Genomic DNA, 13682 nt, shown 5'->3' on the forward strand with positions numbered 1-13682 from the left:
AGGTTCTTCCGTTGTGGGTTTTACAGAGCCGTCATAATGCAGGCGTCACGCGGATAGGCATGGGTTTAGCAAGCGCCAGCAGACGTTAAAAAACCTGCACGACAGGATAGTGCGGCCTTTATACTGTGCGTTTTCTTTGGATGATTAACGGCACCGGGTGCTGGGAGTTGTGTTTGATGATGGATTCTTCCCGACCGGGCCAGACTGCCGGATCGTTGGTAGCGGATTTTGCTTCGTTGGGGCTGGATAACGCGCTGTGTGACATATTACAGCAACGGGGCTATTCGCAGCCAACGGCGGTGCAGCAACAGGCGATTCCGGCAGCACTGGCGGGGCGGGACTTGACCGTGGCGGCTTCAACCGGCAGCGGTAAAACCGCGGCGTTTGTATTGCCCTTGCTGCAACAGTTGATGGTGGCATCTCGACAGGGTGTAACGGTAGGCAGCAATCGGGTGCGGGTGTTGATTGTGGTGCCGACCCGTGAGCTGGCCGAACAGGTGGCAACCAGTGTATTGCATTACCGTGAAGGGTTGCCGTTACGTTCTTACGCAGTGTATGGCGGCGTCAGTATCAACCCGCAAATGATGGCGTTACGCAAAGGGATGGATATCCTGATTGCTACGCCGGGGCGGTTGCTGGATTTGTACCGCCAGAATGCCGTAGTGTTTGATCAGCTATCCGCGCTGGTGTTGGATGAAGCCGACCGGATGCTTGATCTGGGCTTTGCTGATGAATTGGACGACTTGTTGTGCGCCTTGCCGCGCAAGCGTCAGACGTTGTTGTTTTCGGCGACGTTTTCTGACCGTATCCGTACCATGATTGGTCATGTGGCCCGGGATCCTCTGTCGATCGACGCCGGGGCGAGTAATCAGGCGGCGGCGACGGTGCAGCACTGGTTGATCCCGGTCGACAAAAAACGCAAAACCGAGTTGTTGTTAGGGTTGTTGCAGGGGAGTGGTGAAGGAGAGGAGCAGGGACTGTACCAGGGACAATGCCAAGGACAGTGCCAGGTGGACTGGTCGTCGGTACTGGTCTTTGCCAAAACCCGGCAAGGGGTCGATGAACTGGCGCAGGCATTAAACAAGCATTCGATTGCAGCGGATGCCATTCATGGCGATAAAACCCAAGCCGGTCGGCAAGCGGCCTTGCAGCGCTTTCGTGACGGTGCGGTGCGGGTCTTGGTGGCGACGGATGTTGCTGCCCGGGGGCTGGATATTCCGCAGTTGCCCGGAGTGATCAATGTCGATCTGCCGATCAATGCCGAAGACTATGTGCATCGTGTTGGTCGTACCGGGCGGGCGGGCAGTCTGGGACAGGCGATTTCGCTGGTAAGCGCCGACGAAGTTCAGGCACTGGCAGCCATTGAACACCTGACCGGACAGTTGATCGAACGGCGGTTGTTGCCGGGGTTTGAGCCGTCTCATAACGTGCCGGAAACCCGGCTGGGCGGACTGGTTGTGAAAAAACCGAAAAAGCCCAAGCAGAAAAAAATTCCTGGCACTGGCCAGACAGCGCAAGGCCGGGTTTTTGATGTGTCAGAGGGGAGTGGCCGCAGTAAAAGTGGTGGACAAGATCGCCGTCGTGGGCGCGGTAAACGCTAGAGATGGATTGCTGGTGGTTGACTGTTGAGTCAGCTCCAGAGGTAAAGGTCTTTTGGGATCAGGCACGACCAGCCAGCCAACATTACAAGCATTACAGGGGATTTGATTATGCATTGTGTAAGAATTGCGTCCGAACTTGTTTACACGGTGAGTTCACCGTCGAGCTTTGTGTTTAATATCGCGGCGGCGATTACCGATCATCAAAAAACCGTGGAGGAAAATCTTTATATTTCTCCGACCATGAACAGTGAATGGTTTCAGCTGAATAACTTTGGCTCCCGAGGTATACGCATTGAGGCTGAACCATGTGAATTAACCATCAACTACAATGCCACCGTTGAGTTGTCTCCCGATATCGAACAGAACCGCTATCTGAACGAAGTGGAGCACAACAAGCTGCCTACCTCGGTACTGTCGTTCCTGAGCCCCAGCCGATATTGTGAATCAGACCGGCTCGGGCGTTTGGCCTGGAAAGAATTTGGCCAGTTACAGCCCGGGTATTTGCGGGTAGATGCGATTTGTAACTGGGTTAACGACCATCTGGATTACGTGGCCGACAGCACCGATGGTTCTTCCAGTGCCTGTGATGTGCTGATCCAGCGTGCGGGGGTATGCCGGGACTTTGCCCATGTCAGTATCGCCTTGTGCCGCGCCCTGGGGATTCCGGCCCGTTATGTATCGGGTTATGCGGTTGGACTGGAGCCACCGGATTTTCATGGTTTTTTTGAAGCGTACCTGGAAGACCGCTGGTTTCTGTTTGATGCCACCCGGATGGCACCCGTCAGTGGTCTGGTGAGAATCGGTATTGGTCGTGATGCGGCGGATGCGTCCTTTGCCAATATCGTTGGTCTGGCGACGATGCAGTCGATCAAGGTTGAAGCCTCTGCGGTGGACTGGGAACTCACCTATAGAAATGGTGGGCCGGTATCCACGGCCTGAAAAGAGCGAACCCGATTGCGGCCTGCTGGGTAGCGGGGCAAGCCTGTTAACCCGGTGTGCCGTCGGGGCGTGCGCGTGACAATATAGGGAAAAAGACAATAACAAACAGGCTGAACGCCGCCATCCAGAGCAGCCCCGCAAGAATAAGTAACCAGAGTGCCTGGCCGGGTAATAGCGCAGGCAGAATACGTACAAAAGTGGCGGCAACCATCAACAGAAAAGCGCTGGTTATGACCGGCGTAGCCTGAATCTTCCGGCCGGTGTGGCCAAGCGATACCCGTGTCACCATTGCCAGTATCATCAGGCTGATGCCTCCAAGCGTAATCACATGGTAGCTGATGGATGCGGTGAGAATCCCGGTGGTCTGGTGCAGGCCGATCAAAATCAGGCCAATGGACATCAACCAATAGCTGAGATGCAGCGACCACAGCATCGGTGTTTGTAATGCGACCATAAAACGCCAGCGGGAGGCACGCCAGATGTTTAATGCTCCGGCTGCCATAAGAATAATGCCGGTCATCGCTTCGGTTGCTGGCAGTAACGCCATACCAGCCGGAATACAGAGTGCCGTTGTCAGGATCGTTGCTTTTTCTAGCCACGGCAAGGGTGTCACCCGTGGTGTCTGCGTGCCATTGGCCGTGAACATGGGGAAGACTCTCCCACCAATCACACACATCAGCAGGACAACCAGCAGAATCATGCCATGGGCAGCCACGTGCTGGTTGATGATAGCGCTACCGGATGGGTCGGCGTGCATCATGGCGTTCAGCCCGCTCATCAGCAGCAAAATGGGGGCAAACATCAGGTTGCGCCACATGTTCACCCGTATGACTGGCCGGGCCAGTACCACTGCGGCAAGGGGGAGAAAAAGAAAATCAATCAAACCAATGAGGTTGGCTGGCAAGAAGGTTGGCAACAGAATCGCCACTCTGCCAACGAACCAGACACCAACCAACAAACCCAGTGGTGGGCCGCTTAGCCCTGGTTGATTGGTCCAGCTTTTGACTGCGGTCAACAAAAAGCCGACCACAATGGCGGCAACAAACCCAAACAGCATTTCATGCATGTGCCAGAAATACAGACCGCCAGCAGGAGCAATTAATTGTGCCCCGCTGAGGCTGGCCACCCAGAGGCCAACACAGATAACGCCAAAAATGGCCCCCAGTCCAAAAAAAGGACGAAATGCCAGAGCAAACCATGCCCATTCCGGCTGCTGTGATGATGAGGTTAGCGCTGGTCTGGTCATGGTAATGGTTGCTCCTGCATCCGTGTCAGGCGTCAGACTGCCGCTATGGCAAGTTCCTCTGCCGGGCCAAAGAATTCATGATGACGTTGGTCTTCAGGTATCGCCAACGCATCACAGAGTTGATTAATGCATACCATAAAAGGTTTAGGGCCAAGGAAGTAGATCTGGGCGTCTCGGCTTTCAGGCAGCACAGGTGCCAGCATATCCTGATTCAGGAAGCCGGTGGCATCTGGTGTATCTCCTGGCAGCGGTTTTTCGTAAATAATGAAGCTTTTCAGGTTGGCATACTGGCTGGCCAATGCCTCGACGTGCTCTTTAAAGGCGTGGTGTTGGCTGTCGATTGCCGCGTGAACAAACACGATCGGGCGACCGTCCGACACGCAGCTGTTGAGCATGCTGATTGCGGGTGTTATCCCGACCCCTCCTGTTATCAATACCAGTGGCTGTTCGGATTTTGGCGGTAAGACAAAATTACCGGCTGGTGCTGTCAGCATGACTTCGTCACCCGGTCTGGCTCTGTTATGCAGGTATCCGGATACCGTGCCATTGGCTTCTTTTTTTACTGAAATCCGCAGGCCACGTTTACCAGGGGCATCGGAGAGGCTGTAGTTGCGGCGCAGCGATTGGCCATCAATATCGAGTATCAGTGCTATGTACTGGCCAGGAGTGAAATCGATATTCGCTTCACCCTCTGTCGGGATCAGGTAAAACGATGAAATAACCGCGCTTTCTTTTTCGATACGCTCAATCACAAAACGGCGCTCTCCGCGCCAGCCACCCCGACGCTGGGCATGGTCGGAATAAAGCCCTTCTTCTACCTGAATCAGCAAGTCGGCCAGTTGCTGATAAGCCGCTCCCCAGGCATCGGCAATATCCGGTGTTACCGCGTCGCCCAGTACTTCACCAATAGCCTCCATCAGGCACTCCCCAACGATCGGGTAATGTTCCGGACGAATATTCAAGGCGCAGTGTTTATGAGCGATCAGTCCAACAGCGCTACCAAGGGCATCCAGTTTGTCGATATGGGTGGCATAAGCTACCAGGGCGTTGGCGAGTGCCTGACGCTGGGTGCCTTTTTGCTGGTGTGTCTGGTTAAACAGATCTGCCACCGCAGGGTAACGGCGGAACATCAGAGGATAAAAGCATTCGGTAATCTCTCGGGAATGAGCACCGACAACCGGGGCGGTTGCTTTGATGATGTCGATTTGGCTGGGGGATAGCATCGGATGTTGTCCTCTTGGCGCACCGGCAGGTGGGCGCTGTCTGTAAAAGTTAATGTTCCTCCGGTTCTTTCCAATAACTGTGCCATTTATAACTTATTGATATGTAATGAGTAATTTCTATTGGGTCTTTTTTACATCAAGCGGGTGTGGTTGAAATGACCTCATCGAGGTAATATTGACAACATGCCATTTAAACATTACATCTCAGTCATCGAAGACCTTAGCCGTGAGTTGCCAGTTGATGTTCGGTACCGTCGTTTATTGGAAGCTATCCGGCACACCATTCCCTGTGATGCCATCGCACTCTTGCGGCTCTCGGGCGAAGTGTTGCGGCCCATTGCCTTTTTGGGGCTGCGCGAAGAAACCCGGGGAAGACATTTTCATCCGGATCATCACCCCAGACTGAAACAAATCCTTGAGCACCAACGGCTGATCCGGTTTCCTGCGGATTCGCTGCTCCCAGACCCATATGACGGCCTGATGCGCTTGCCCGGCATTGATCCTCGCGTGCACGACTGCATGGGAATGTCGATTCAGGTTGATGGGCGCAACTGGGGCGTCATTACCCTGGATGCTTCTCGCCCGGGACAGTTTGATGAAACGATTCCTCATGCCGAGGAGCTGGCAATTACCCTGACCCGTGCGGTGATTACCGCAGCAGAACGCATTGCAACACTGCGACAGCAGATCAACCGTGGGCAACAGGTAACCGAAGCACTTAATCGGGAACGTCTTTCAACCGGCGTTGTGGGTACCAGTACCGAGATCATGCGGCTGATCAGTGACGTGGATGTTGTGGCACCTACTTCCATGACGGTATTGATTGAAGGCGAGACCGGGGTTGGCAAAGAGTTGATTGCCCGCCGCTTGCATATGCAATCGGCGCGAGCGGACAAACCTCTGATTTACCTGAATTGTGCCGCCTTGCCAGAGACCCTGGCGGAGGCCGAGCTGTTCGGCCACACCCGCGGCGCATTCACCGGGGCCAGTCAGGCTCGGGCCGGTCGCTTTGAATTGGCGGATGGCGGGACACTGTTTCTTGATGAAATCGGTGAATTGCCCATGACCTTGCAAGCGACGCTGCTCCGGGTGCTGCAAGAAGGTGAAATCCAGCGGGTCGGCAGTGATGAGACACACAAGGTCGATGTGCGGATGGTTGCTGCGACCAACCGCAACCTGAAGCACGAAGTGGCTGCCGGCCGTTTTCGGGAAGACCTGTATCACCGCTTAAGTGTTTTTCCTCTTAGGGTGCCCGCTCTGCGAGAGCGTCACCGGGATGTGCTGGAGTTGGCAGAGTTCTTCCTGGAGCGTCTGCAACACCGCCTGAATGTTCAAAAGCTGCTGTTGACAGCGGATGCACGCGAGACCTTGTTACGTTATCAGTGGCCGGGCAATGTCCGGGAGTTGGAACACGTTCTGGGGCGTGCTGCGCTTCGGGCACAACAACAATCCCGGGCACAAGCACCTGGTCGAGCACTGGTGTATATCGATAGCCGGGCCTTGGCGCTGGGAGATATCGAGGTTCAACCACCAGGCCCAGAGGAAGATCACCCTGATCATGGGGCAGAGGCATTATCCGGCTCCTTGACTGAGCTGACCCGACAATACCAAACCCGGCTGATTGGTCGGGTACTGACAGAGCAGGGCGGTAACGTGTCGGCGGCTGCCCGTGTACTTCAGGTCGACCGGAGTAATTTGCTCCGGCTGGTAAAACGGCTTGGCATCCATGTTGGATAGGGCTGCTGAGTTGGCGTTGTTTCGATAGGGTTCTACTCTGTTATACCGCAGCCGATCACTCACCGGTGCCAGGTCAGCTTCCCGTTAAATAATAAACGGATTACCCGGCTACATCGACTGGATGACGCATCGAGTCGACAGCCAGTCCCCTCGGCAAACCAATTCACAGTGATCAGTGGGTGTCTGTTGTAGGGCCTATTGAAAGTTTGCCCAAATCAATGCGCGCTTTTTCAGAAGCATTGCGCGCTTTCCCGGACGTTGTTATCGTTAAGGCATTGATATACGGAAAGTTGTTGCGCAGATTTACAGATTAATGCGCAAGGCACAAAGGAGTTAATGCGCATGCTCGCTTTCACAGAATGGACTGATCTGGAAATGGATTTTACTTCCTATTATTCAAGTAGTTACGGTGATTTCCCAGGAGCCTGCTTGCCCAGCAACCGCGCATGCGCACTAATAAACTGTTAGGCATCCGTGTGAGTCCTGAATTGAAAGAGTAAAAGAGATGAAAGATTTAATTGATAAGCTTTCTTCATACAATATTTTCAACTATCTCTTGCCTGGGGTGGTTTTTGTAGCGATAGCCAACTCATTTACAAAATATAACTTTGTTCAAGCGGATGTTGTTATTGGCGTTTTCTTATATTATTTCATTGGATTGGTTATTAGCAGGATAGGTTCTGTTGTTGTTGAGCCAATTCTTAAGTGGACCGGATTTGTTAAATTTTCGGAATACAGAGATTATATAGGCGCATCCCACAAGGATAAGCTTATAGAAGTTCTTTCAGAAGCAAACAACATGTATCGAACTTTTCTTTCGTTGTTTCTATCTCTCTCATTTTTAAAGATATATGAAGCTTTGTCTGAACGCTTTCAATACTTGAACAGCCTTTCATCAGAGATAGCAATAGTAGGGCTGCTAGCTCTTTTTGCCTTCTCATACAGGAAGCAAACAGCTTATATAACTAAGCGCGTAGCTAGCGCAAAAGACAAGGACTAAGTTATGACTGGCTTTTTCGAAATAGATTTTTTAAATGTAGAATGCAAAAAAAGTGGAGATGCAATACCTTTGCGGTATTCAATCGGGGACGTCACCAGAATTCATGTGACTGACGGTGGATTTCAAGCAACAGGAGATTTGTTAGTAGAGCATATTAATAAATATTACAGGTCACCGAAATATATTGACGCTGTAATCGTAACTCACCCCGACGGTGACCACGCCGGAGGACTTAGAAAGTTATTTGATGAGTATGAAATTGGTGAATTATGGATGCTGCGACCCTGGTCATATGCAGACGAGCTAATTGGTCGATTTAGCCGCTTTACATCTTCAGATAACCTGGCGAAGAGATTAAAAGAGATATATCCAAACTTGGCAGCTTTAGAAGAACTTGCAATTAAACATAAGGTAAAAATATCAGAGCCATTTCAAGGTGCAAAGATAGGAGAGTTTAATGTATTAGCTCCCTCAAAAGCCAGATACTTAGATCTAGTTGTTGAGTCAGAAAAAACTCCTGAAGCTGCAAAGGAAAGGGAGCAAACTTTGGCCGAAGCGGCCGGCCAATTTATTAAAAAGTCGATAAATTTCATTAGGGCGGCATGGGGCGATGAGTGCTTTCCAGATGACGACACAAGCCCTGAAAACAACATGAGCGTGATTCAATATGCTTGCCTATGCGATAAGAAAATACTACTCACAGGTGACGCGGGGAGAGCAGCACTTGATGAGGCCGCAGATTTTGCTCCGAGTGTCGGACTAGATCTTCCCGGAATAGATCGAATACAGGTTCCCCATCATGGATCACGGCACAATGTATCAACAGAAGTATTAGATCGGTGGCTTGGAAGCAAACATGATGCGCAACTTGAATCGGGGAGTTTTACGGCAATCGTTAGCGCCGCAAAAGAAGATAAAGATCACCCGCGCAAGTCTGTTGTTCGGGCCTTCATTCATAGGGGGGCAAGAGTAATATCAACAGAAGGTGGCCACAAACAAACTGGTTATAATGCTCCCGATCGTGAAGGATGGGTGGCTGTAACTCCTTTACCTTATCCTGAAGATCAAGAGAATTGATTTACATACATGCCTAACAAAGCGCTGCTGCCGGACAAATTTTCCGCTTCGCGCCAAATTTGCCGCAGAGCGCGGCGTTATATTTATTAAGGTCGCGTAAGGAGAAGCGAGTTGATTAAAATTGAATCAATAGAAATACATGGGTTTAAGTCATCCTCTAGAGTCGCAAAAGCAATTCTCTCTGATGAAAACGTTTCAGTTATATACGGACCTAACGGTTGTGGTAAGACTAGTTTTTTGAAAATACTACATGGGGTTTTAGCACAAGAAGAATCTGCTTTAATACAGAATTCAGTAAATAAGGTTTCTGTTAGTATTAATTTTAATGGCGAAAAGTCTAAACTATCTGTATTTAAAAATGATGATGGTGATTATATTTGGGATGAGGTTCTAGAATCTCCATTATCAAACACTTCATCATTGTCGCTTGGTGTAGATCGCGGAATTACTAGTCAGGCAATAAAAGCTGATCCGGTATTTATAATGGATTTCTTTCGCCACCCACGCCGCAGAGCATTTTTGTCACGAGACTTTCCTCTCTCTCAAATAGGCGAAGAGCTATCTCTTTATTTGCGGCAATCTCAAAAAAGATATAGAAATAGAAGTAATTCAATCCATTTTGACAAGCGCCACTTATATCTTCAAAACATCAAGATCGACAACATTGAAGAGCTACTGATAGAAAGATATCGTGTCGCTCGGATGATGGCGAGTAGAAAAATCCAAAGCGCATTATTCGACACTCTATCAATTGCTATTAGTTTAGATGAAAAGCCTCAGACAAAGCAGGATCTCCCACCTGATTTTGAAATCCGCCTACGGGAAAATAACGCTCGAATAAGGGAGGCTTTAGATGATGGTTCGGAAAATCAGTTCAAAAATACTGTGATAGAAATATTAAACGCTATTGCTAAGGGCGATGGCACTGAAAGGATTAAGAATCATCCAATACTTAGCCAGCTATTTCTAAATATTATTGAAGAACTTGAAATGGAAAAGCTAATTTTAAGTTCAATCAATCTCTTAGTTGATACCTTTAATAATTATCTGATTGAAGATAAGAAATTAGTTGTAAATGGAAGGGAGGTGTTTATTGATATTAATGGTGAAACTCATAGCGTAAATGATTTATCCAGTGGTGAACGCCATGTTTTGACCTTTCTTTCTTTGGTTCTTTTCGAAGGTGAGTCTCGTAACTTTCTTATAATTGATGAGCCTGAAATTTCCTTGAACATTTCGTGGCAGAGAGAACTGCTTGGCTTATTCTGTAAGCTCGTGCCAAATACTCAAATTATTGTTGCCTCGCACAGTCCTGCTCTCGCAAAAGGGAATCAAAACTATTTAACTGAATTGGTAGTGGAGAGAGTCTGATGCAAGGAATGCAATTTGATTTAGATGAAATCTACAGTCAATCGATAATGACAAAAAGACCGTCTATATTGGTTGAAGGTGTTGATGATATCGCAGTGTATGACAGGATTGTCAACGCTAATGGAAAGCAAGCAGAAGTGATTGCAATAGAGACTATAGAAGGTTTTTCCAAAGGGTGTAATTCGGTCATTGATGCCGTCAATTTCCTAAAAGATATTCCGGTCTCAAGATACGAACCTTCTGATTATATTTTAGGGATAATCGATAAAGATGTTAGAGATTTTAGAGGGGAAGTTCCTGAAAACAACCTTCTTCTTATCCTTGATGTGTATTCGATAGAGAATCATTTTGTCAACTCTGAAGTTGTAGTTCAACTCTTAAAAACATGCACTAAAGGCACTTCAGAGCTTTTTACCGACAGTCTTAAAGATAAATTGTTAAGCGAGTGTGTAAGTAGCATGGAGTTACTCTTTTTGGCTTCTTTGGAGGCATTAAAAGGAGCATTGGATTCAAACTATTTTGCAGATTTTAGCTATTGCCAAAAATATGGTCGATTAAAAGATATTGGGCTTGCATCAAGATTAAGAGACAAGAAAAATGAATTGTATTCCTTTGCTTCTACCCTATCACTTTCCGATGACTTAGATTCGTTAAAGAAGATAGCTAAAGGGAAATGGTTACTAAGTATATTCTGCGAAGAGTTAGAGCGTGTAATCAAGAATCTTCCGGAACAATGCGGAGTAGATCCTATTAAAAAATGCCAAATGTGTGTTAGTGAAGTAGAAAATAGTTGTCTATATCGTATTTCTGAAGGTTTTAGTCATAAAACCATGAGAGAAATAGCTAAGCAGCAGTATGATACGAATGAGATATCTTACATTAGAGAGAGGGTTGCTACTATAGCCCGAAGAATAGCATAAATATAACAGTAAATTACCCAGACAGCCATCATTGGGGCATAGCCGACGAGAAAGCACAGATCTTCTTCTGCGTATTACGGCGACTCATACGCCGCCAAAATGGCTAATTGGCCGTTATTTATAAAGAATCAGCTGCTGTTCAAAGATTCAAGCCAAACGCAAATCTTCGGTATGTCCGAATGTGTCTGATAGGGTGGAGGGGGAATAAAATCAGCCGGTCATGGTGCGGCTTTGGTAAACCCGCGGAGGTCTCCGGTAGCCCAGAATGGAATATGTTATGTCCGGAATCTGAGCCACAGTGGACCACCGCTTTGCCACAATAAAAGGTCAATTTAACTACCGGAAAGTCCGGTATCCGGGCATCCATAAGAATACCTGCCGATGGTATCTTCTGGCGGAATGCCGCAGCCTTCTGCGCCGTCCGCCAGCAGGGTGATGAATGGCGCGTGTTATTCAGCTTTACCCGCTTCAGTCTGCGGCCGGTTGCCGATCTGGTTGATACCGATGGCAGCCATAATGGTGAACAGCGCCACCCAGGTGGTGAAGGTGATATTTTCATGGTTAAAGGCGGTGGCCATCACCACTCCGACCAGCGGCACCAGATAATTCGACAGCGAGGCAAACACGGGGCCGGCAGCGCGGGTGAGGGCGGCGTAGAGGAAGTAGGCCAGGCCGGAGGCGGTGGCACCGATATAAATCACGGAACCGGCCGCGGCCGCGCTCCAGTGCACTGGCTGGTCGCTGAATGGCAGTACCACGGCGCTCAGCAACAGCAGCTGCAGGCAGGCGGCGGAGATAATATTACGTGCCAGCAGCAGCGGGTGTTCATGGCTCAGGCGTTTCAGCATCAGCACGGCGATGGCGAAACTGGCGGCAGATACCAGCACTGCCAGCCCGCCAGCCAGACCGATATCCAGCCCGCGCATAATATCCGGCGCGAACAGCACCAGCAGGCCGGCAAAGCCGAGCAGTACCGATAGCAGGCCGGTGACGTGAATCCGGGCGCCAGCCACAATCAGCGGGCTGAGCATAATGGCGAAGAAGGGCGCGGCCCCCATCAGAATGGAGGTCTCGGCGGTGGTCAGAAACTGCTGTCCCCAGGCGAGGGCGAAAAACGGCAGGGTGGCTTCGAGGAAGCCGACCAGATGATAGGTCTTCCAGGAGTGCAGCGGCCGGCCTTTCAGACCCAGCAGGCGGCACAGCAGAATAATAAACAGCGCGCCTATCAGTGCACGGCCGGTACTGACGATAGCGGGTGGCAGGTCGTCCAGTGCCCGTTCCTGAAAAACAAACTGTGAACCCCAGATCAGGCCGATGGCCCCCAGAGTCAGATAATTGCGCAACATGAGTTTCTCCTTAATAGCAGGAGTGTATGCTGCGTATGGATATGGCTAAAATGAATTATCAGCATAACCCTATGGCTTAAATCGATATGTCGCGTTTTGATCTCAATCTGCTGCGTGTGCTGGATACCCTGATGGCGTGCCGCTCTGTGTCGGAAACTGCGCGCCGCCTGCACCTGTCGCAATCAACGGTGTCGCACGCGCTGGCGCGTTGCCGTGAACAGCTGAACGATCCGCTGTTTGTCGCCAGCCGCCATGGTATGCAGCCGACGCCGCGGGCGCTGGCCATAGCCCCGGCTTTCCGGCAGGCGCTGGAAACCGTGGAGCAGGCGGTTAATGACGAAGCGGGCTTCGATCCTGCCAGCAGCGAACGGCGTTTTACTGTGGCCGCCGGTGCGTATTTCGACACCCTGATGCTGCCGCATTTTATGGCTGAACTGATGCAGTGCGCGCCGAGAGTCAGTCTCGGGGTTAGAGGTCTGATCGGCTCTGATTATGAACGTGAACTGGAAGAAGGCGAGCTGGATATGGTGATCGGGTTTGTTGCACCCAGCCAGTTATCCCCACGGCTGCAGACGCGGCCTTTTATCGAATATCCGCTCAGCCTGTTATGCCGTCAGCAGGTCGATCAGCCGCTGACGCCGCAGTTTCTGGCGCAGCTGGCGTATGTTTATCCGTCGGAGTGGGGCCACAGCCAGCTGCTGACTGATAAATGGTTTGCCAGCCATGGCATCAGCCGTGATATCCGTCTGCAGCTGCCAGATTTCCAGTCGCTGCCGCAGGTGCTGGTGCATACCGACCTGGTGGCGACAATGCCGGCACCCATTGCCAGCCTGTATGCTGAACAGTTCAGCCTCCGAAGCTATCCACTGGATGATGGCCTGACCATTAAAATGGTGCTGGCCTGGCATCCGCGTTTCGCCATGGACCCGGGCCTGAAGTGGCTGGTCGATAAGGTGATGGCGGTGAAGGAAACGCTGTCGCAGTAAGTACGGATTTAGTAATTATCCTAATTATCCAGACTAATAATTATCCAGACAGCCATTAATAATTATCCAGACAGCCATCGTAATTATCCCGACAGCCATCATTGGGACATTATCGACGAGAAAGCACAGATTTTGCGTATTACGGCGACTCACACGCCGCCAAAATGGCTAATCGGCTGTTATTTATAAAGAATCAGCTGCTGTTCAAAGATTCAAGCCAAACGCAAACCTTCGGT

Annotated in this window: 11 protein-coding genes; 8 read left to right on the forward strand and 3 right to left on the reverse strand. The window is 50.2% G+C overall.

What is annotated here, in order from left to right; all coding sequences use genetic code 11:
• The first annotated feature begins 176 nt into the window (after positions 1-176).
• Both Q8W32_RS15750 and Q8W32_RS15755 read left to right on the forward strand, forming a co-directional pair.
• Entirely contained in the window at positions 177-1601 is a 1425-nt protein-coding gene (locus Q8W32_RS15750) for a DEAD/DEAH box helicase (RefSeq protein WP_305415602.1), read from the forward strand.
• Between the two features lie 108 nt (positions 1602-1709).
• Positions 1710-2540 carry a transglutaminase family protein gene (locus Q8W32_RS15755; RefSeq protein WP_368501368.1) on the forward strand — a complete coding sequence of 277 codons (831 nt, stop codon included), beginning with the start codon at positions 1710-1712 and terminating at the stop codon, positions 2538-2540.
• Between the two features lie 46 nt (positions 2541-2586).
• On the opposite strand, the gene Q8W32_RS15760 is transcribed toward Q8W32_RS15755, so the two are convergent.
• On the reverse strand, positions 2587-3786 hold the full coding sequence (locus Q8W32_RS15760; protein ID WP_305415603.1) for an NnrS family protein: 1200 nt from the start codon (positions 3784-3786) through the stop codon (positions 2587-2589).
• A 32-nt stretch (positions 3787-3818) separates the two neighbouring features.
• A complete protein-coding gene (hmpA, locus tag Q8W32_RS15765; RefSeq protein ID WP_305415604.1) occupies positions 3819-5009 on the reverse strand; it encodes an NO-inducible flavohemoprotein in 1191 nt (396 codons plus the stop codon).
• A 183-nt stretch (positions 5010-5192) separates the two neighbouring features.
• Here hmpA and norR point away from each other — a divergent pair, with 183 nt between their 5' ends.
• From norR to Q8W32_RS15790, 5 genes are all read left to right on the forward strand, one after another.
• Positions 5193-6746 carry a nitric oxide reductase transcriptional regulator NorR gene (gene norR, locus Q8W32_RS15770; RefSeq protein ID WP_303432053.1) on the forward strand — a complete coding sequence of 518 codons (1554 nt, stop codon included), beginning with the start codon at positions 5193-5195 and terminating at the stop codon, positions 6744-6746.
• Between the two features lie 505 nt (positions 6747-7251).
• On the forward strand, positions 7252-7746 hold the full coding sequence (locus Q8W32_RS15775; RefSeq protein WP_305415605.1) for a hypothetical protein: 495 nt from the start codon (positions 7252-7254) through the stop codon (positions 7744-7746).
• A 3-nt stretch (positions 7747-7749) separates the two neighbouring features.
• A complete protein-coding gene (locus Q8W32_RS15780; RefSeq protein WP_305415606.1) occupies positions 7750-8823 on the forward strand; it encodes a ComEC/Rec2 family competence protein in 1074 nt (357 codons plus the stop codon).
• Positions 8824-8934: 111 nt separating this feature from the next.
• Positions 8935-10194, forward strand: a complete 1260-nt coding sequence (locus Q8W32_RS15785) for an AAA family ATPase (protein ID WP_305415607.1) — start codon at positions 8935-8937, stop codon at positions 10192-10194.
• Positions 10194-11114 (forward strand): DUF4435 domain-containing protein, encoded by a 921-nt coding sequence (locus Q8W32_RS15790; RefSeq protein ID WP_305415608.1) that lies wholly within the window; start codon positions 10194-10196, stop codon positions 11112-11114. Before Q8W32_RS15785 ends, Q8W32_RS15790 begins: the two co-directional genes overlap by 1 nt.
• Before the next feature lie 449 nt (positions 11115-11563).
• Here Q8W32_RS15790 and Q8W32_RS15795 read toward each other — a convergent pair whose 3' ends face one another.
• Entirely contained in the window at positions 11564-12460 is an 897-nt protein-coding gene (locus tag Q8W32_RS15795) for a DMT family transporter (RefSeq protein WP_305415609.1), read from the reverse strand.
• A gap of 86 nt (positions 12461-12546) precedes the next feature.
• On the opposite strand from Q8W32_RS15795, the gene Q8W32_RS15800 reads away from it, so the two are divergent.
• The gene (locus Q8W32_RS15800; protein ID WP_305415610.1) at positions 12547-13446 is read left to right on the forward strand and encodes a LysR family transcriptional regulator; all 900 of its coding nucleotides are present in this window, start codon (positions 12547-12549) and stop codon (positions 13444-13446) included.
• Positions 13447-13682 lie beyond the last annotated feature (236 nt).

This window comes from Oceanobacter sp. 3_MG-2023, from assembly GCF_030688925.1.
GTDB lineage: Bacteria > Pseudomonadota > Gammaproteobacteria > Pseudomonadales > Oceanobacteraceae > Oceanobacter.

Excerpts from the sequence above, each read along its gene's own strand:
- Q8W32_RS15760 (WP_305415603.1), bottom strand. The coding sequence starts at position 3,786 with ATGACCAGACCAGCGCTAACCTCATCATCACAGCAGCCGGAATGGGCA.
- Q8W32_RS15775 (WP_305415605.1), top strand. The coding sequence starts at position 7,252 with ATGAAAGATTTAATTGATAAGCTTTCTTCATACAATATTTTCAACTAT.
- hmpA (WP_305415604.1), bottom strand. The coding sequence starts at position 5,009 with ATGCTATCCCCCAGCCAAATCGACATCATCAAAGCAACCGCCCCGGTT.
- Q8W32_RS15750 (WP_305415602.1), top strand. The coding sequence starts at position 177 with ATGATGGATTCTTCCCGACCGGGCCAGACTGCCGGATCGTTGGTAGCG.
- Q8W32_RS15780 (WP_305415606.1), top strand. The coding sequence starts at position 7,750 with ATGACTGGCTTTTTCGAAATAGATTTTTTAAATGTAGAATGCAAAAAA.
- norR (WP_303432053.1), top strand. The coding sequence starts at position 5,193 with ATGCCATTTAAACATTACATCTCAGTCATCGAAGACCTTAGCCGTGAG.
- Q8W32_RS15800 (WP_305415610.1), top strand. The coding sequence starts at position 12,547 with ATGTCGCGTTTTGATCTCAATCTGCTGCGTGTGCTGGATACCCTGATG.
- Q8W32_RS15755 (WP_368501368.1), top strand. The coding sequence starts at position 1,710 with ATGCATTGTGTAAGAATTGCGTCCGAACTTGTTTACACGGTGAGTTCA.
- Q8W32_RS15795 (WP_305415609.1), bottom strand. The coding sequence starts at position 12,460 with ATGTTGCGCAATTATCTGACTCTGGGGGCCATCGGCCTGATCTGGGGT.
- Q8W32_RS15790 (WP_305415608.1), top strand. The coding sequence starts at position 10,194 with ATGCAAGGAATGCAATTTGATTTAGATGAAATCTACAGTCAATCGATA.